General features: G+C 69.7%; 12 protein-coding genes. 5 read left to right on the top strand and 7 right to left on the bottom strand.

Annotated features, from left to right (window positions below; all coding sequences use genetic code 11):
- Nucleotides 1-2: 2 nt before the first annotated feature.
- The 3 genes from LNW72_RS29890 to LNW72_RS29880 are packed head-to-tail and all read left to right on the top strand — an operon-like array spanning nt 3 to nt 2,862.
- The gene (locus LNW72_RS29890) at nt 3-539 is read left to right on the top strand and encodes a hypothetical protein (RefSeq protein ID WP_250978195.1); all 537 of its coding nucleotides are present in this window, start codon (nt 3-5) and stop codon (nt 537-539) included.
- On the top strand, nt 536-1,825 hold the full coding sequence (locus tag LNW72_RS29885; RefSeq protein WP_250978194.1) for an NDP-hexose 2,3-dehydratase family protein: 1,290 nt from the start codon (nt 536-538) through the stop codon (nt 1,823-1,825). Before LNW72_RS29890 ends, LNW72_RS29885 begins: the two co-directional genes overlap by 4 nt.
- Before the next feature lie 38 nt (nt 1,826-1,863).
- On the top strand, nt 1,864-2,862 hold the full coding sequence (locus LNW72_RS29880; RefSeq protein ID WP_250978193.1) for a Gfo/Idh/MocA family protein: 999 nt from the start codon (nt 1,864-1,866) through the stop codon (nt 2,860-2,862).
- 9 nt (nt 2,863-2,871) lie between these two features.
- On the opposite strand, the gene LNW72_RS29875 is transcribed toward LNW72_RS29880, so the two are convergent.
- The 5 genes from LNW72_RS29875 to acnA all read right to left on the bottom strand — a co-directional run bounded on the left by LNW72_RS29875 (nt 2,872) and on the right by acnA (nt 10,209).
- Nucleotides 2,872-3,690: an aldo/keto reductase gene (locus LNW72_RS29875; RefSeq protein WP_250978192.1), complete on the bottom strand. Its 819-nt coding sequence runs from the start codon at nt 3,688-3,690 to the stop codon at nt 2,872-2,874.
- A gap of 35 nt (nt 3,691-3,725) precedes the next feature.
- A complete protein-coding gene (locus LNW72_RS29870) occupies nt 3,726-4,640 on the bottom strand; it encodes a carbohydrate ABC transporter permease (RefSeq protein ID WP_250978191.1) in 915 nt (304 codons plus the stop codon).
- A 10-nt stretch (nt 4,641-4,650) separates the two neighbouring features.
- Complete coding sequence (locus LNW72_RS29865) at nt 4,651-5,580, bottom strand: carbohydrate ABC transporter permease (RefSeq protein ID WP_250978190.1); 930 nt, start codon at nt 5,578-5,580, stop codon at nt 4,651-4,653.
- Between the two features lie 43 nt (nt 5,581-5,623).
- A complete protein-coding gene (ngcE, locus tag LNW72_RS29860) occupies nt 5,624-7,042 on the bottom strand; it encodes an N-acetylglucosamine/diacetylchitobiose ABC transporter substrate-binding protein (RefSeq protein WP_250978189.1) in 1,419 nt (472 codons plus the stop codon).
- Nucleotides 7,043-7,497: 455 nt separating this feature from the next.
- Nucleotides 7,498-10,209, bottom strand: coding sequence for an aconitate hydratase AcnA (gene acnA / locus LNW72_RS29855; protein ID WP_308402052.1), 2,712 nt, complete (start codon nt 10,207-10,209; stop codon nt 7,498-7,500).
- 440 nt (nt 10,210-10,649) lie between these two features.
- Here acnA and LNW72_RS29850 point away from each other — a divergent pair, with 440 nt between their 5' ends.
- The gene (locus LNW72_RS29850; protein ID WP_250978187.1) at nt 10,650-12,179 is read left to right on the top strand and encodes a UDP-N-acetylglucosamine 1-carboxyvinyltransferase; all 1,530 of its coding nucleotides are present in this window, start codon (nt 10,650-10,652) and stop codon (nt 12,177-12,179) included.
- A 47-nt stretch (nt 12,180-12,226) separates the two neighbouring features.
- On the opposite strand, the gene LNW72_RS29845 is transcribed toward LNW72_RS29850, so the two are convergent.
- On the bottom strand, nt 12,227-16,060 hold the full coding sequence (locus LNW72_RS29845) for a CHAT domain-containing protein (protein WP_250978186.1): 3,834 nt from the start codon (nt 16,058-16,060) through the stop codon (nt 12,227-12,229).
- A gap of 51 nt (nt 16,061-16,111) precedes the next feature.
- Complete coding sequence (locus LNW72_RS29840; RefSeq protein ID WP_250978185.1) at nt 16,112-16,438, bottom strand: CATRA system-associated protein; 327 nt, start codon at nt 16,436-16,438, stop codon at nt 16,112-16,114.
- Between the two features lie 99 nt (nt 16,439-16,537).
- Here LNW72_RS29840 and LNW72_RS29835 point away from each other — a divergent pair, with 99 nt between their 5' ends.
- Complete coding sequence (locus tag LNW72_RS29835) at nt 16,538-18,778, top strand: CATRA conflict system CASPASE/TPR repeat-associated protein (RefSeq protein WP_250978184.1); 2,241 nt, start codon at nt 16,538-16,540, stop codon at nt 18,776-18,778.
- Nucleotides 18,779-18,938 lie beyond the last annotated feature (160 nt).

Here is an 18,938-nt window from a genome sequence, read left to right as displayed (position 1 = left end):
CCATGGAGAACTCCGCTCCCGGTATCCACCGCACCGCACGCGGCACGTTCATGGAACTGCCCCCGCAGACCCGCATGCTGCTGGAGAGCGAGGGATCGACCACGATCCTGCTGGAGTCGCTCATCGCCTGCCGGCTCACCGTCCGCGTCGACTCCCAGCTCCCGGTGGACGCCGGGTCCCTGGACCGCCGGATCCGCGACGAGCTGGGGCTGTCGCCGCACGCGAAGCCGGTGCTCCGCAGGTCCGCGCTGCTCACCCCGGCCGGGGAGGTCGTCAGCAGCAACCGTGTCGCCTTCGACGGGGCGGCCGTGCCGTGGCTGGCGGACAGCCAGGACTCCACACCGCTCGGCCGTGAACTGCGCGCCCGCAACTCCATGCAGCACCGCGTCATCCTCGACAACGGGCTGGCGAGCTGGCCGCCGGGCGGGGCCGGTACGCCGTGCGCGTTCAAGGAGTACATCATCAACTGCTCCGACGGCAGCCGCATCCACCTGCACGAGACGTTCAGCCCGCACTTCGTCCCGGTGCCCGGGCGATGAGCTGGGACGGGGTGCCCGAAGCGTTCCAGGAGTGGTGGACCAAGCGCGCCAGGGCGGGCTGGTTCGACGTCACCCGGATTCCGTTCGACGAGATGGAGGGCTGGTCCTTCGACGAGCCGACCGGGAACCTGGTGCACGGGAGCGGGAAGTTCTTCTCGGTGGAAGGGCTGCGGGTGACCGACGGGGACGGCCGCGGCACCTGGGCCCAACCGGTGATCCACCAGCCGGAGTTCGGTGTCCTCGGCATCCTCGTGAAGGACTTCGACGGGGTCCCGCACTGCCTGATGCAGGCGAAGATGGAACCCGGCAACATCAACACCCTGCAGCTGTCCCCCACCGTGCAGGCCACCCGCAGCAACTACACCCGGGTGCACGGCGGCCAGCCGACCCGCTACCTCGACCACTTCCGCGGTCCCGGCCGCGGGCAGGTCCTGGTGGACACCCTGCAGTCCGAGCAGGGCACCTGGTTCTGGCACAAGCGCAACCGCAACATGGTGGTGCGGGTGACCGAGGACGTCCCACTCCACGAGGACCACCAGTGGATCGCCTGGGACGACCTGCGGCGGATGCTGCGCGTCGACGACCTCGTCAACATGGACAGCCGCTCGGTGATCGCCTCGCTGCCCTTCCCTCCGGGTCCCCGTTCTGCCGGGGCCGCGCACCACTCCATGAGCCACGTGCTCAGCTGGTTCACCGAGGCCAAGACCCGCTGCGACTGGTCCGCGCGGCTGGTGCCGCTGACCGGGGTGCCGGGCTGGGCCCGGTCCCCGCGGCGGATAAGCGACGAGGCCGGGGACCGTTTCGACGTCATCGCGGTACGGGTGCAGGCCGGGAACCGGGAGGTGCCCGGCTGGACACAGCCGCTGCTCGCGCCCCGCGGCCTGGGACTCGCGGCGTTCCTCGTCCGCCGGATCGACGGCGTACCGCATCTGCTCGCCCGCGCCGGGCACGAGCCGGGGCTGCTGGACCGGGTCGAGATCGCGCCCACCGTGCAGCTACCCGACGCGGCGGCGGGCGGCTCCGGCGGGGCGCCGCCGTTCCTCGACGTGGTGCTGGGTGCCTCGCAGGACCAGGTGCGCTTCGACGCGGTGCTGTCCGAGGAGGGCGGCCGTTTCTACCACGCCAGGACCCGCTACCGGCTGATCGAGGTGGGTGACGAGGTGCCGGTGCGGGTGCCGGAGGACTTCTGCTGGACGACCGTGTCCCAGCTGATGGAACTGGTGGGTCACGGCCATTATCTGAACGTGGAGGCGCGCACCCTGCTCGCCTGCGCGCGGAGCCTGTGACCGGCGGCGCGCTGAGGAACGTGTGAAGGGGAACCCCGATGAGCGAGCCAGAACCGGCCTCCGGCGTCCTGCGGCTCGGGGTGCTGGGCTGCGCCGACTTCGCCTGGCGCAAGATGCTGCCCGCGATCGCCACCGTCCCGGAGCTCCGGATCACGGCGCTGGCCAGCCGCGACCCCGCGAAGGCGGCACGCTTCGCGGACCGCTTCGGCGGCGAGCCCGTCACCGGGTACGAGGCGCTGCTGGAGCGGGAGGACGTCGACGCCGTGTACGTGGTCCTGCCCACCGGCCTGCACCACAGGTGGGCGATGCGGGCGCTGGCCGCCGGCAAGCACGTACTGGCCGAGAAGTCCCTGACGACGGGGGCCGAGGAGGCCGCGGAACTGGTGGCCGCGGCGCGGGACCACGGTCTGTGGCTGATGGAGAACTTCCTCTTCCTCCACCACCCCCAGCACCCGGCCGTGCGCGAGCGGATCGACGCCGGCGCGATCGGTGCACCGCGGGTCTTCAGCGCCGCCTTCGGCGTCCCGCCGCGCCCCGCCGGGGACATCCGCAACAGCCCGGAGCTCGGCGGCGGCGCCCTGCTCGACGTGGGTGCCTACACCGTCCGTGCGGCGACGTACTTCCTCGGCCCCGATCTCGCCCTGGCCGGCTCCCAGCTGCGGATCGACGGGCGCGCGGGCGTGGACGTGGGCGGCAGCGCCCTCTTCCACACGCCCGCGGGCGTCTCGGCGGAGCTCTCCTTCGGCTTCGACTCCTCCTACCGCACCACCTATGCCCTGTGGGGCAGCGAGGGCCGGATCAGCGTGGACCGGGCCTTCACCCCGCCCGCCGATCTGCTGCCGTCGGTGCGCTGGGAGCGGCAGGACTCGGTGCAGGATCTGGTCCTGCCGGCCGACGACCAGTACGCCAACGGAGCCCGGGCGTTCGCCCACCGCGTGCTGACGGGTGCGCCCTTCGACGCGTACGGGGAGTCGCTGGTGCATCAGGCGGCGCTGCTGGAGCAGATCAGGGACCGGGCGCACCACGTGACGGTCTAGGTCGCGTCGTCAGCCGTTCAGGTCGGGCCCCAGGCGGCGCCCCGCGTCCAGGTCCGCGATCGCCGCCAGGTCCGCGTCGTCCAGGGTGAAGCCGAGCAGGTCCGCGTTCCGCCGGATCCGGGCCGGGTCGGCCGAGCGGGGGATCGCGATGTGGCCGAGCTGCAGATTCCAGCGCAGGACGACCTGGGCGGCGGTCACCCCGTACCGCCCGGCTATGGCGGTGAGCACCGGCAGCGCGAGCGCCTCGCCCTGTCCGAGGGGGCTGTACGCCTCGGTGGCGATGCCCCGCGCACGGTGGTGGGCCCGCAGTGCTGGCCGCTGGTACCAGGGGTGCAGCTCGATCTGGTTGACGGCCGGGACGATGCCGGATCCGGCCGCCAGCCGTTCGAGGTGCGGGATACAGAAGTTGGAGACACCGATGGCGCGGGCGCGCCCCTCGGCGTGGATCCGTTCCAGCGCCCGCCAGCTCTCCGGGTACAGATCGCGGGCCGGCTGGGGCCAGTGGATCAAGTACAGGTCGACGTACTCCAGGCCGAGCGCGGCCAGCGAGGCGTCGAAGGCGCGCAGCGTCCGGTCGTGGCCCTGGTCGGCGTTCCACAGCTTGGTCGTGACGAAGAGGTCCGCGCGCGGCAGCCCCGAGGCGGCGAGCGCCCGGCCGGTGCCGCGCTCGTTGGCGTACACCGCGGCGGTGTCGATGCCGCGGTAGCCGCACTCCAGTGCCGTCGACACCGCGACAGCGGCCTGGGCGTCGGTCAGATGACCGACGCCCAGGCCGAGCTGTGGCATCGCGGTGCCGGTGTTGAGGGTGACGCGCGGAAGACCGCTCACGCCGCCCCCGTCCGTGCCGCGACTGCTGTGGGTGACTACTTGATCGCACCGGCGGTGAGGCCGGCCTGGATCTGCTTCTGGAAGACGATGTAGACGGCGAGTACCGGGAGCATCGCGATGGCGAGGCCGGCGAAGAGCGCCGCCCAGTCACCCGCGTACCCCTGCTGCGTCGCCAGGTCCGCCAGTCCCTGCGTCAGCAGGTAGTTCTTGGAGTCGCCCTGGTTGAGGACGATCGGCAGCAGGTACTGATTCCACTGTCCCAGGATGTTGAAGACGCCGATGCTGATGAGGCCCGGCTTCGACATCGGCAGCATGATCTGGAAGAAGGTCCTCGAGTGCGAGGCACCGTCGACCAGTGCCGCCTCGGCGATCGAGGTCGGCAGCGTCCGGAAGAACGACGTCATGAAGAACACGGTGAAGGGCAGCGAGTACGCGATGTAGACCAGGATCAGTCCGGGGAACGTGTTCAGCAGGCCCAGGTTCTTCGTGACGAAGAAGAGCGGAACCAGCACCATCACGACGGGGAAGGCCATGCCGGCGACGAAGAGGTAGTAGATGAACCGGTTCCCGAAGAACTCGAAGCGCGCCAGGACGTAGGCGGCCATCGAGCCCAGGATCATCGTGCCGGTGGTCGAGCAGCCGACCACGATCGCCGTGTTGATGAAGTACTGGCCGATGTTGGCCTTGTTCCAGGCCCGGGTCCAGTTGTCGAAGTGCAGGTGCGTGGGGAGCGACCAGGGGCTGCCCACGATGTCGCCCGAGGTCTTGAGCGAGCTCCAGAGCACCCAGAGCATCGGCACGCCGACCATGAGCGCCCACACCAGGAGGAAGCCGTGGGAGAAGACGTTGAGCACGCCTCCCTCACTGCGCCGCCAGTTGCGTTTGGTCCTGTTCTTGGCGGTCGGGGCCGCCGACTTCTGCTTTTCCACAGAAACTGCGTTCGTCGTCATCGCGCCACCCCTAGAACTCGATACGGTCGCGGCGCGACAGCCGCATGCTGAGAATGGCGAAGATCAGCGTCACGATCAGCATCGCGACACCCATCGAGGCCGCGTAACCGAACTGGCTGTTGTCCCGGAACGCCGTCTTGTACAACAGCAGGGGCAGCACGTCGGTCGATTCGTCGGGCCCGCCGTTGTTCACCGACATCAGCTGCACGAACGCGAAACCGTCCATGGCCATGATGCCCATGTACACCCAGCCGGTGGCAACCGTGTCCCGCAGCAGCGGCAGGGTGATCCGGAAGAACGTCGTGCCGCGCTCGGCACCGTCCAGCCGGGCCGCCTCGTAGATCTCGGTCGGGATGGAGGCCATCCCGGCGGAGAACAGGACGACGTAGAAGCCGACGTTCGCCCAGATCATGACGACCATGATGCAGGCCAGCGCGGTGGACTTGTCGCCCAGCCACGCGTGCTGCAGGGCGCCCAGCCCCACATTCCCCAGCAGGGCGTTGAGCAGGCCTTCCTTGTTGTCCGGGTTGTAGATCTGCTGCCAGAGCACAGCGATGATCGTGACGGACAGCACCTGCGGGAAGAAGAAGACCACCTTGTAGATGGACGATCCCCGCACGCCGGAGACCCCCGCAGCACTACCTCTGCGGCGGCCTCCGACGTTGAGCATGAAGGCGAAGAACAGACCGAGCGACAGCGTCACCAGCGGCACCACCAGCAGCATGATGATGTTGTGCGACAACGACTTCCAGAAAAGGTCGTTGTGAATGAGCTTCTGGTAGTTGTCGAGCCCGATGAATTTCTTGTCGGATGAGATTCCGCTCCAGTCCGTCATCGAGATCTGGAAGTCCTGGACGAAGGGCGAGATCACGAGGACCCCGTACAACGCCAAGGGGATTGCCAGAAAACCGATGATGAACCGGTACTTGCCATGTCGCATGTCGCCGGTCGCTCTCGTCTCAGTCAGTACAAGTGAAGCAGCGTCAGGCGTGCTTGAACTTCGGGACGGACGAGTCCTTCGCGGTCGCGTCCGAGGCCGCCTGCGCCTTGGTGATCCACTCGGCGGCCTTGATCTTGCCGGAGAGCAGGTCGAGGGTCAGGTTGCCGATCGTCTCTTCGTTCAGCTTCTTGTACCAGTCGCCGAGCCGCGGGTTCACGACGTTGGCGGCGGCGGCCTTGAGGCCCGCGCTCGCGGAGGCGAGACCCGGGGTCAGGGTCAGGCCCTCCTCGGCGCCCGCGACGGCGGTCAGGGACTTCAGGGACTCGGTGAAGGCCTTGGCCTGGGCCTTGCTCAGCATGATGCGGAGCAGCTCCATGCCGCCGGCCGGGTTCTTGCCGTCCTTGGCGACGATGAAGGGCTCACCGGCCGCGGCGCGGATCGCACCGTACGGAAGCTTGTCGCTGGCGGCACCCTGGATCGGGCCGACCGCCAGGTCGAAGTCCTTCGGCATGGTGGGCGCTGCCTCGTTCTCCACCCAGGAACCGTTCGGGATGAAGGCGGCCTTGCCCTTCGTCCAGTCGGTCTGCGCCTGGATGTGGGTCTTGCCCTCGGAACCCTGGAGGATGTAGCCCTTGGCGGCCAGCTCCTCGTAGTACGCGATGACACCCTTGACCGCGTCGGTCTGGAACGCCTTCGGCTCCAGGTTGTCGATGGCGTTGATGCCCTCGACGCCGCCGGCCTTGGCGATCTGGGCGAAGATGTCGAAGTGCACGTAGTACGGGTACTTGCCCGGGTACGTGTACGGCGCGATGCCCGCGGCCTTGATCTTCTCGAACAGCGCGAGCTGCTCGGTGAGGGTCTGCGGGTACGTCCAGCCCTTCTCCTTGAAGAGCTTGTTGGAGTACCAGGTGCCGTAGACGGTGAACGCGTAGTTGAGCGCGTACACCTCCTTGCCGCCGTACTGGCCCTGCTCGATGGTGCCGGCGATCAGGGTGTCGCGGACCTTCTTGGCCGGGTCGTCGAAGGACGCGGCGTCGAGCAGCGGAGTGAGGTCGACGAGCTTGCCCTGCTTGGCGAGCGCCGCGGTGTCCAGGTTGTCGGCACCCGAGTTGTCCATGACGTCCGGCGGGCTGCCACCGGCGAAACGCGGCTGCAGCTTCGGGCCCAGGGCCTGGGTACCCGTGTGCTTGACCGTCGTCTTGTAGGTGGTGTTGTAAGCCGTCTCGGCGTTCTTGACGTAGTCGTCGCCGAAGCCGCCCTTGAAGATGAACGCCTCGAGAGGCGCGCCCTCCTTGACACCGAGCGGGTTCTTGGCGGACACCGTGCCCGTCTCCTTGGGCTTGTCGGTCTTGTCACCGCTGTCGGAGGCACACGCGGTGAGGAAAGATGCCGACGGTACGGCGACCAGGCCAACGGCCATCGCGCGCTTGACCAGATCCCGGCGGTTCAGTTCGGATCCCATGCTCAAGTCCTCGCCCTCTACAGGACTCATGCGGTGCAGCGGAATCCGCCGGCGCCCGCGAACAGATGAAGCTTCAGTGATGCTGCCATCCACCGGAGGGGTGGTCCTGCCACGAGCGGGCGTTTTCGGCCCGTCGATCCCCCCGCCCGGCCCGCGCTCGCGGGCTTCCCTGGACGCGACAGGTATAGTCCACTTCTCGTTGAGAGGGCAAGATCGAAAGCCCGTTTGGCCGTGAAGCTTTCCCGAGTTGAGACCTGGCCGAAACGCGGAGGAGCAGACTCCGTTTCTGGAACCACCTCGAACAGTAGGCATTCGCCTTCACTTATCTACCATTGATCACCCCTCTCACGTTCACTTCTTGAAGGACAAATGCGGACGGACCGCACCCCAGGGTGAGGGGGTGCGGTCCGTCCGGACGGCCGTGGCGGGCCGTCCCGGCCCGTGTCGGGCGGTGCTTACTTGGTGATCAGCGAGCGCAGCACGTACTGCAGGATGCCGCCGTTGCGGTAGTAGTCCGCCTCGCCGGGGGTGTCGATGCGCAGCTTGGCGTCGAATTCCACGTCGCCGGCCGTCACCTTCACCGTCTCCGGGATCCCGCCGTCGTTCAGCGCGGTCACGCCGGTGAAGGAGAAGGTCTCCTCGCCGGTGAGCCCCAGGGAGGCCGCGGTCACGCCCTCCGGGTACTGCAGCGGCAGGACGCCCATGCCGATCAGGTTCGAGCGGTGGATGCGCTCGTAGGACTCGGCGATGACGGCCTTGACGCCGAGCAGCGCGGTGCCCTTGGCGGCCCAGTCGCGGGACGAGCCCGAGCCGTACTCCTTGCCCGCCAGGATGACCAGCGGGATGCCGGCGGCCTGGTAGTTCTGCGAGGCGTCGTAGATGAACGACACCGGGCCGCCCTCGACGGTGAAGTCGCGGGTGAAGCCGCCCTCGGTGCCCGGTGCGATCTGGTTGCGCAGCCGGATGTTCGCGAAGGTGCCGCGGATCATGACCTCGTGGTTGCCGCGGCGCGAGCCGTAGCTGTTGAAGTCACGGCGCTCGACCTTGTGCTCGGTCAGGTACTTGCCGGCCGGGGTGTCGGCCTTGATCGCACCGGCCGGGGAGATGTGGTCGGTGGTGACCGAGTCGCCCAGCCGGGCCAGCACCCGGGCGCCGGTGACGTCGGTGACCGGAGTGGTCTCCATCGTCATGCCGTCGAAGTACGGGGGCTTGCGGACGTAGGTGGACTCGCTGTCCCACTCGAACGTGTTGCCGGTCGGGATCGGCAGCGCCTGCCACTGCGCGTCACCCGCGAAGACGTCCTGGTAGGACTTGTTGAACATGTCCTCGCCGATGGAGTTCGCCACGACGTCGTTGACCTCGGCCTCGGTCGGCCAGATGTCCTGGAGGAAGACCGGCTTGCCCTCGGTGTCGGTGCCGATGGCGTCCTTGGTGATGTCCACCTTCATGGAGCCCGCGATGGCGTACGCGACGACCAGCGGCGGCGACGCCAGGTAGTTCATCTTGACGTCGGGGTTGATCCGGCCCTCGAAGTTGCGGTTGCCCGAGAGCACCGAGGTGACGGCCAGGTCGTGCTCGTTGATCGCCTTCGAGATCTCCTCGTCCAGCGGACCGGAGTTCCCGATGCAGGTGGTGCAGCCGTACCCGACGAGGTTGAAGCCCATCTTGTCGAGGTACGGGGTGAGGCCGGCCTTGTCGAAGTAGTCCGTGACGACCTTCGAACCCGGGGCGAGAGTGGTCTTGACCCACGGCTTGCGGGTCAGGCCCCTCTCGACCGCCTTCTTCGCCACGAGCGCGGCGGCGACCATGACGTAGGGGTTCGAGGTGTTGGTGCAGGAGGTGATCGCGGCGACGGTGACGGCGCCGTGGTCGATCTCGAAGGACGTGCCGTCCGCGAGGGTGACCAGGGTCGGACGGCTCGGGACGCCGTTCGTGGACGCCGGGGAGTCGGAGGCCGGGAAGGACTCCTTGCCTGCCTCATCGTCGTCCTCGACGTAGTTGCGTACGTCGCGGGCGAACTGCTGCGAGGCGTTCGCGAGGACGATGCGGTCCTGCGGGCGCTTCGGGCCGGCGATGGAGGGGACGACCGTGGAGAGGTCGAGCTGCAGCTTCTCCGAGAAGTCCGGCTCGGCGGCCGGGTCCAGCCACAGGCCCTGGGCCTTGGCGTACGCCTCGACGAGCGCGACCTGCTGCGCGTCGCGGCCGGTCAGCCGCAGGTACTTCAGGGTCTCGTCGTCGATCGGGAAGATCGCGGCGGTGGAGCCGAACTCCGGCGACATGTTGCCGATGGTGGCGCGGTTGGCGAGCGAGGTGGCGGCGACGCCCTCACCGTAGAACTCGACGAACTTGCCGACGACGCCGTGCTTGCGCAGCATCTCGGTGATCGTCAGCACCAGGTCGGTGGCGGTGGTGCCGGCCGGCAGCTCGCCGGTCAGCTTGAAGCCGACGACGCGCGGGATGAGCATCGACACCGGCTGGCCGAGCATCGCGGCCTCGGCCTCGATGCCGCCCACGCCCCAGCCCAGCACACCCAGGCCGTTGACCATGGTGGTGTGCGAGTCGGTGCCGACGAGGGTGTCGGGGTACGCCTGGCCGTTGCGGACCATGACGGTACGGGCCAGGTGCTCGATGTTCACCTGGTGAACGATGCCGGTGCCCGGCGGGACGACCTTGAACTCGTCGAACGCGGTCTGGCCCCAGCGCAGGAACTGGTAGCGCTCCCGGTTCCGGCCGTACTCCAGCTCCACGTTCTGCGCGAACGCCTCCGGCGTACCGAACTTGTCGGCGATCACGGAGTGGTCGATGACCAGCTCGGCCGGGGCCAGCGGGTTGATGCGGGACGGGTCGCCGCCGAGCTCCTTGACGGCCTCACGCATGGTGGCGAGGTCCACCACGCAGGGCACGCCGGTGAAGTCCTGCATGATCACGCGGGCCGGCGTGAACTGGATCTCCTGGCTGGGCTGGGCGCTCGAGTCCCAGTTGCCGATGGCCCGGATGTGGTCGGCGGTGATGTTCGCGCCGTCCTCGGTGCGGAGCAGGTTCTCCAGCAGGACCTTCAAGCTGTAGGGAAGGCGGGCGGAGCCCTCGACCTTGTCCAGCTTGAAGATCTCGTACGACTCGTCGCCCACCTGCAGCGTGCTGCGGGCGTCGAAGCTGTTCGCCGACACGACAGTCTCCTTCATGCATGTAATTCGCGCGTACCACCGCAATCCTGCCGACACGACCGACACGACTCCATGCCGATCCGCTAAGGTGAGCGCTAGGTTAGGTATGCCTTACCTAGTAGCTCGGTGACTGCGGCGTGGTACGCCTCGGCAGATATCTCGATGTCGAGATAACTCTAGTACATCACCGGTGCGGGGTCATGCCCCGGCACCCCTGTGGCGCTCGCGCGCGCCCGGCGCCATGACCCGGAACCCACTCGTCCATCTGGAGCAATCCTTCACACGATCAGGCACATTAATCTCATATCCGAGATAGTGACCTTGTGTGACGTTGCCGGATCGAGGGCCACCGCGCCACGTCTACCCCGTTCCCGACGATCCACACGCCGCACCTGCCTTTCGCCACACAGCCCCCATCTCATGTGTGAGATACCGTTTGCCACATGATCGATGACTACCTCGCCCGTATCGGCAAGCTCATCCGTGACGCCCGCCAGCACCGCGGCTGGACCCAGTCCCAGCTCGCGGAGGCACTGGGCACCAGCCAGAGCGCGGTCAACCGCATCGAGCGCGGCAACCAGAACATCAGCCTGGAGATGATCGCCAGAATCGGCGAGGCCCTCGACAGCGAGATCGTGTCGCTCGGCTACGCGGGGCCCATGCACCTGCGGGTGGTCGGCGGGCGGCGGCTGTCCGGCGCGATCGACGTGAAGACCAGCAAGAACGCGTGCGTCGCGCTGCTCTGCGCCTCCCTGCTGAACTCCGGGCGCACCACGCTGCGCCGGGTCGCCAGGATCGAGGAGGTCTACCGGATCCTGGAGGTGCTGAACAGCATCGGGGTCCGCACCCGCTGGATCAACGACGGCAACGATCTGGAGATCGTGCCGCCGGCCGAGCTGGACCTCGACGCGATGGACACCGAGGCGGCCCGGCGCACCCGCAGCGTGATCATGTTCCTCGGCCCGCTGCTGCACCGCACCGACCGCTTCCGGATCCCGTACGCCGGCGGCTGCGACCTCGGCACCCGTACGGTGCAGCCGCACATGAACGCGCTGCGCCACTTCGGCCTCGATGTCACGGCCACCGACGGCACCTATCACGCGGTCGTCGAGCGGGCGATCTCCCCCGGCCGGCCCATCGTGCTGACCGAACGCGGCGACACCGTCACCGAGAACGCGCTGCTGGCCGCCGCCCGCAACAACGGCATCACCGTGATCCGCAACGCCAGCTCGAACTACATGGTCCAGGACCTCTGCTTCTTCCTGGAGGAGCTCGGGGTACGGGTCGACGGCGTCGGGACCACCACCCTGACCGTGCACGGGGTCACCGACATCGACCGCGATGTGGACTACGCGCCCTCCGAGGACCCGGTCGAGGCGATGAGTCTGCTGGCCGCCGCCGTGGTCACCGAGTCGGAGCTGACGATCCGCCGGGTGCCGATCGAGTTCCTGGAGATCGAACTGGCCGTCCTGGAGGAGATGGGCCTGGACCACGAGCGCACCGAGGAGTACAAGGCCGACAACGGCCGGACCCGCCTCATCGACCTCACCGTGCGCCCGTCCAAGCTCCGCGCGCCCATCGACAAGATCCACCCGATGCCGTTCCCCGGCCTCAACATCGACAACGTCCCCTTCTTCGCCGCCATCGCCGCGACCGCCCAGGGCTCCACGCTCATCCACGACTGGGTGTACGACAACCGCGCGATCTATCTCACCGACCTCACCCGTCTGGGCGCCGGCGTCAAACTGCTCGACCCGCACCGCGTCCTCGTCGAGGGCCCGACCCGCTGGCGCGCCGCCGAGATGATGTGCCCGCCCGCGCTGCGCCCCGCCGTCGTCATCCTGCTCGCGATGATGGCCGCCGAGGGCACCTCCGTACTGCGCAACGTCTATGTCATCAACCGCGGCTACGAGGACCTGGCCGAGCGGCTCAACACGATCGGCGCGCAGATCGAGACGTTCCGCGACATCTGACCGGCGAATGCCGCCGCATCGCCCTGGCCAGGATGGCGTCCACCCCCTCAGACCCCCACATGATGATGCGCCGCCCAGGCTGCTGGGCTGGCGGCGTAGCGTCGGCGGAGGCGGCGGGCGACACGGGTCAGGGCGAGCGCGGGGTGGCTGCCGTCGGACGCGGCGAGTTCCTCGTAGAAGAAGCGTGCCGCCACCTCGGCCACGTTGTCCGGGACCCGCCACAAGGTGCCGACCACGCTGAGAAAGCCCGCCATCTGGAAAGCGGACGTGAGGTGGACGGCCTCGTCGGCGAGGTGGCGGACGGTGCGGGTCGTCTCACACGCGGACAGGTAGGCAAGCCGCCCGGAGCCGTTGCGCTGCGCCGCGATCCGGGCGACCGTCAGGTCGATCCCGGCCAGCAGAAAGCCGCTGTCGTCCGGGGAGTCGAGGTCAGCTGCGGAGTGCAGCGCGAGATGCAGGTGTGAGCAGGTCGTGATCGCACCGATGACGCCTGCCGGATCGGACCGGGCAGCATCCAGGGGCTCGACACCCAGGTGCCGCGCGGCCAGTGCGACCTCTCGCTCCACGGCGGGCAACGGCGCCGTCCGCGCATCAGGGGATCCGCTGTGGATCACGGCGGCTTCGCGGACTTCCGGATCGGGAGTCCGGGTCCGTGCATGATGCAGAGCGGTCACGGTGGGGGTGTACGAAGACACCGTCAGGTCGACTACCGATGCGCCTGTCTCCCTGTCGGTGGCAGCGTGCAGCGGCAGATGACACAGGGCCTGCGTGGGCACCCACCAGATTCGCGGGAAGGAGCCGGACGCCTCCAGCGCGGCGAGGACCGGTGCGGCGGCCCCGTGCCACAGCAGGTCGAGCACGCCGGCGACCCGTTCCCCCGCCATATCGGCGTCGGCCTTCGGTGTGCGCGGGTCCAACGCCGTCTCCGCGTCGCGGTGGATGGTCGAGGCCGCGTCGTCCAGCCTGGCCGCGTCGAGGCCGGGCAGGGGCACGTGGCGGAGTCGCCCCGAGGTAAGGACAAGGGCGTCGCAGCGGTGGGAACTGACGTTCACCACGACGACCGGCCCGTCCGTGGCCTCGGCGAGCAGGGCCGTGGGCTCCGGGGGGCGCTGGAAGCCCGCCAGGCCGGGCAGTCTGCGAATCTGCCGCAGCAGCACGTCGAGGGCGGCCTCCAAGTCGCGACGTCGCTCGCGGTCCGTCCCAACAGCGGAGGGTGCGACCGGCGCCGCCACATCGTCGCCCGAGCCGGACGGCCGCAGGACCCGCCGGGCGTCCATCTCGTCGAGCGCGTCGCGCAGTTCCTCGAACCTACGGGCCAGTCCGGGGTCCGCGCGCCGCACCTCGCTCGTATCACCCCGGATGCCCAGCACACGGTTGAGCAGCACCCCGCGGCCGAGTTCCAGCAGACTCAGGGCACGCTCGGGTACACCGCAGGCCAGCCACAGGGCGGCGGCGTCACCGGCCAGCCCGGCGTATTCGGCCAGCAGGCGCTGCGCATCGGGTCGTTCCAGCCGTCGGGGCGTCGCGTAGGGCAGCAGTTCAACGGCGAGCGCCAGGGCCTCGGCCGCCTCCCCGGGGCCGCCGGGGCCGATGTCCTGCGCCGCGATCCGTCCCCAGGACCGGGCGGCATTCAGACGGACGCCAGGGCCTGCCGCCGTGCTGAGGGCGGCCGACCGCAGCGCGGCGCGCACGCCCTCCCGGTCGCGCGGATCGCCGGTCGTCCCGTGCCGCTGGTGCAGGAGATAGGCGAGATTCGCCAGCGCCTGCGCCCGCCCGGGGTCGTCCTCCAGGGCGCGCGCGGCTACCGTCCGAGCCAGGTCCACCGCCTCGTCAAGGTCGCCATCGCGGCGCCGGGCGGCCAGCGCGAGCGCGAGGTTGGCGCGGATCGCGTTGGCGGTGGATCCCTCACGCCGTTCGCGCAGCGCCTCCCGAGCGACGGTCACCGCCTCGTCTGCGGCTTCCGCGCGGTGCGCCGACGACACCTCCAGTGAGGTCACCAAGTTGGCCAGGCGCCACGGAAGTTCCGGATCGTCCGGCCGGGTGGCAGCGACCGCACTCCGCAACCAGGTGATCGCCTGCTCCAGGACGACCCGGTCACCGGTGGCGCCGTGCAGTGCGTGCAGCGCCATGGCGTAGGCGTTGGTGACGGTCGCGCGGATTCCACGGGGCGGGATGGCATCGAGGGCGGCCCGCAGGGAAGTCAGGGCCTCGTCCAGGTCGTCCCGCGACCCGAGCCGTTCGTTGCGTTCGGTCAGGGCAGTGCCAAGGTTGCTGAGCAGCCCCGGCCGGTCCGGGTGGCCGAGCGGTGCGGCACGCACAGCCTCCCGCTGGCAGTCGACGTCCTCGTCGAGATCGGCAAGGTCCCCGAACCGCTCGTAGCGCGCGTACAGAGCGCTGCCCAAGTTGCTCAGACGCGGAATTCGGGCCGGGCCGGGCGGGCTCGAACGCACGGCGGCGCGGCACACCTCGATCGCCTCGTCCAGCCGGTCGTCCGAGCCGGCCGGCTCCGCGCGTTCGGCAAGTGCCACGCCAAGGTTGCTCAGGTACCGGCCTGCGTCGGGGTGATCGTCGTCGATCAGGTCCAGCGCCTCACGGGTCAGCCGGATCGCCTCGTCCAGGTCAGCGCGGTTGCTGGTGGCCTTGTAGCGGTGGAGCCGAGCGACGCCCAGGTTCCCGAGGTAGCCGGCCCGGGTGGAGGGCAGGGCCGCGGGCGTCAGGGCGACCGCCTCCTCCCCCAGCCCGACCGCGTCCTCCAGAGCCGCCGGATCCTCGGTGAGCAGCCACCGCGTCTGCAGGACGTCGGCAAGAGTATCGAGCGCTTCCGCCCGCCGCACCTGCACTCCTCCGGACGCCTCCACGGCGATCCGCGCGGCGAATTCGGCCTCCCGCGACGCGTCGAGGTCCTCCCGCTCCTCCGCCCAGGTGCCGAGCACCGCCGCCGCGATCTGTGCCACGCCGGAGGTGTGGGGGGCGGCGGCCATCGCTACGCGCACCTGCTCGACCGCCTCGGCCAGCGCCCCGGCCCCGCCGGCGCCGTGGTATTCGGTCAGCGCCCCCGCCAGGAGACACCGGTGCCGGTGAGCCTCCTCCCGGCCGGCGTATCCGGCCAGAGCGCGGCGGGCCGTCTCGACGGCTTCGGAGGCTGTCTTCCGATCGCCGGTAGCGGCGAAGCGGTGGCGCAGTACCTGCGAGAGTTCGGCGTGTTCGTCGGCTGCCTCCAAGTCATGGCGCACACACTGAGCGACGGCCTCGCGCGCCGCCACCTCAGCCCCATCGAGGCTCTCGCGGGCGCCGGTCGCCTCGTAATGCAGGCGTCGGCCGTACGCCAAGTGCAACAGGGAGCCGCCACCTGCGGCCAACGCGTCCTGCACGAACCCGGACGCCTCCTCCAGGAGCGCCGGATCGCCCCCGTCCGATCCGGCGGCCAGCAGGACCCTCGCCGCCGCCGAAAGCACCATGATCCGGATGAGTCGGTCCTGGCCCAGGGCCTCCACCCCGCGCCGGGCGGTCGTCACGGCCTCCCGTAGCAGCCCGGGGTCCACGGCTTCCTCGGACAACTCGGCCAGAGCATCGGCCAGTTCGAGCAGGACGACCGGTTCCTCTGCACTGCCCGTCCCGGCAGCGCGGACGGCACGCCGCAGCGCGTCGACGGAACAGGCCCGGGCGCCCGGCTCGCCACGCAGGGCCGCCTCGGCGTGCAGCGCGGCGATTCCCTCCAGGAGCGTCACCGCGTCCGCCCGCCCGGCACCGGGAAGTACGGCCTCCAGAGCGGCAACGGTGCCGAGGCGGCGCGGAGATCTCCTGCCCCCGCTCGCCGCTCTGGCCCGGCGCAGCGCGAGGGCGAGCCGCAGGCGGCGCACCGGCCCCGCGGCCCTCACCACGTCCCTGGCGCCGAGGGGCGGACGCTGTGCGAATCGCTGCCAGTGGGCGGCTCAGTTCCGACGGCCATCGTCCGTTTCCCGCTCCGGCGGGCGTCCGCGGGGCTCACCGCCCGAGTCCTGGTCATCGTCCATGCGGTGGACGAGGGCCACCAGGCGTTCGCGCAGGGGGGTGGTCGGCGGAACCTCGTCCGAATCCCGTATCCGCTTCACACGGTGCGGGCTCAACATCTCCAGTGCGGCGGTGGCCGCCTCGAACGCGTCCTCGTCCCCAGCCGCCCATGCAGTGGCCAATGCTGCGACGGCCTCATCGGGACGCTCCCACCGGTCGGCCGGGAGTGTCCAGAGCAGAACGTCCCGCAGGACCGCGCGGGCCTCCACGACAAGCTCCCGAGAGATGCCCTTATCGACCGAAGCGCCCCTAGAATGCATGGAGTTACTGTAGCGATAGATTCGCCCGACACGGGAGTGAACCGCGACGTGCCCGAATCCGCCGTGGCGGAGCAGGAAATCGCCACCCATGTCTTCATCCCCCTCGACGGGGTGCGCCCCAGCGACGGTTTCGATTCCGTGGCGGGGATGTGGAATCGGTTCAGGGAGCGTCAGGGAGCCGATCACCCGGTGTCCCGGGGCGTCCCCGCCGATCTCCCGGACGTCCTGCCCGTCGCGTCCCTGCACGGGTCGGTACCGTTGGCCGCCGTACAGTCCGCCGGCGGGCTCGACCAAGCGGTCCTGCGTCGCAACCAGGAGGTACTGAATCTGTCCCTGCTGCTCGGCGCGGCCCCGGGCCGGACCTGGCCGGACCTGGAGCAACGTGTCCAGGAGATCACGGGCCCCTTGGGACAGGCCCATCTCGGCGCGGTGACGCTGCTTCTGGGCAAGACGGCCGGGAGCAAAACCGATGTCCTGGAGTCGGCGTCGCCCTATGGGACGGGCGACACGGATCCCGTGCGCCGCCTGCGGCTGCTCGTCCCGGCCGGGCACGACGACCGGCTCGGTGCCTGGGCGTGGTCCGCGGGCGACGGAACGGAGATGCCGCTGTTCGTCCGCTACCTGATGCACATGAGCGCGATCCGCTACCAAATCGCCGTGCACGGCATGCTCCGCAGCGACTGGGCGTTGTCGGACGGGCCGGCTCCAAAGGCCCGGATCCGGGTGCCGTTCGCAACAGGATCAGGACCTCGGGACCTGGAGGATCCGGTCGAGCAACTGAGTGCCCTGCGACAATCCGTGGAAGGAGCGTGGCACAACGCGTCGCAGGCGTTGCGTACTTGGGACGGCAGTCGTGGTTCCGCGCTCGCCTGCACGGACGTACTCGACGACGACGGGGAACTCGTCGCCTGGTTCACCCGAATGCTGAAGGACGATGTGACTCTCCACCATTTGGGCAAGCGGCAGCCTGTGCCGGAGGTCAGCACCACACCGGAGTCTCAGCCGGCCACACCGACTGGCCCGGAGCGCGAGCGGTCGCCGCATGGCAACACGGAGATCGGGACGCGTACCGAGCCGGTACGGGTGCTCAGCGTCGCCGACGAGTGGTTTCCCGCCCGGGGCGGTCTGAGCACACTCAACCGACTGTTGTGCATAGCGCTCGCCAATGCGCGGGCCGACGTCGTGGTGTTGGTGTTGACGTCGAGCGAGCAGGAGCGGGCGGACGCACGGACCCACGGCATCCGACTGCTCGATGTCGCGCGGACCGGCTACACCGGGCGGGAGGCGCTGATGCTGCCTCCGCAACTGCCCGAGGGGTGGGTGCCCGATCTGATCCTCGGGCACGGCAGAGTGACCGGCCCGGCGGCCCTGGCCCAGGTGCGCCACTTCCCCGGCGCGAAGCGACTGCAGTTCCTGCACGTCGAGCCGGACCAAGCGGAATGGCATCGGACGCGCCCCGAGGGGGACGTCGGAGCCCGTGCCGACGAGCGCACCGAACTCGAATTCACGCTCTGCCGGGGCGCGTGGCGCACGGTGGCGGTCGGGCCGCGGCTGGAGGCAGCGCTGGTCAGGCGGCGGCGCGTGCCCGGATTTGAGGATCTTGGTCCGCTGCTGCGGCTCGACCCCGGGTTCGACGCAGGCCCCACTGCGCTGGGCTCGCCGCCACCGGACACGGTGCCGCAGATCCTGGTGCTGGGCCGTCTTGGCGAGGAGATCGGCAAGGGTCTGGACATCGCCTGCCGCGCGGTGGGACGGGCGGTGCCGGAGCGGTCGCGACCCGGACGATGGCAGCTCGTGGTCCGGGGCGCGCGGGACGGCCAGTCCCCTGACCTGCACACCCGGGCCACGCGATGGGTGGACCAGTCCGCCGTGGACCTGAGCGTCCTGCCGTACAACGCCGACCCTCGCCAGATCCAGCGGGATGTGGCCGGGGCCGCCCTCGTGCTGATGCCCTCGCGGGCGGAGTCATTCGGGCTCGTGGGCCTCGAGGCGGTCGTCGCGGGTGTGCCGGTACTGGTCAGCGGGCGCAGCGGACTCGGGGAGCTGCTGCGCAGGACGCTGCCGGACCACGAGGCGGAGCGAGTCGTGGTCGATGTCGAGGCTGTCCCCCACCGGATCGAGCAGGACGTCGGGCGGTGGGCCGGGGCCATCTCCTCGGTCATGTTCGACCTTCGCGGGGCGTTCCTGCGCGCCGAGGAGTTGCAGAAGGAGATGGCGTACCGCGTGCCGTGGGGCGAGGCCGCGCGCCGGGTGCTGCGGTGTGTCCGGGAGACGGACCACCAGAGGTGAGCCACCCGGCCCGGGGGTGGGACGGGGCCGGAGCCATCCTTCGCCAGTACGGGTGGCAGGAACTCAGTGGGTCTGCACGGCTTCCGCCCTCCTGCGGGTCGGTCGGCGGAGAGGGTCCCCGCCGATGGAGACGTCTCAGCGGACCACGCGGTCCGGCCCC

The sequence above is a fragment of the Streptomyces sp. RKAG293 genome (assembly GCF_023701745.1).
Classification (GTDB): Bacteria; Actinomycetota; Actinomycetes; order Streptomycetales; family Streptomycetaceae; genus Actinacidiphila.
The sequence above is the reverse complement of the archived record's forward strand: the minus strand, read 5'-3'. Positions and strand labels throughout refer to the sequence as shown.

Coding starts and splice junctions, on each gene's coding strand:
- LNW72_RS29890 (WP_250978195.1), top strand. CDS start 3: ATGGAGAACTCCGCTCCCGGTATCCACCGCACCGCACGCGGCACGTTC.
- LNW72_RS29885 (WP_250978194.1), top strand. CDS start 536: ATGAGCTGGGACGGGGTGCCCGAAGCGTTCCAGGAGTGGTGGACCAAG.
- LNW72_RS29880 (WP_250978193.1), top strand. CDS start 1,864: ATGAGCGAGCCAGAACCGGCCTCCGGCGTCCTGCGGCTCGGGGTGCTG.
- LNW72_RS29870 (WP_250978191.1), bottom strand. CDS start 4,640: ATGACGACGAACGCAGTTTCTGTGGAAAAGCAGAAGTCGGCGGCCCCG.
- LNW72_RS29865 (WP_250978190.1), bottom strand. CDS start 5,580: ATGCGACATGGCAAGTACCGGTTCATCATCGGTTTTCTGGCAATCCCC.
- ngcE (WP_250978189.1), bottom strand. CDS start 7,042: ATGGGATCCGAACTGAACCGCCGGGATCTGGTCAAGCGCGCGATGGCC.
- LNW72_RS29850 (WP_250978187.1), top strand. CDS start 10,650: ATGATCGATGACTACCTCGCCCGTATCGGCAAGCTCATCCGTGACGCC.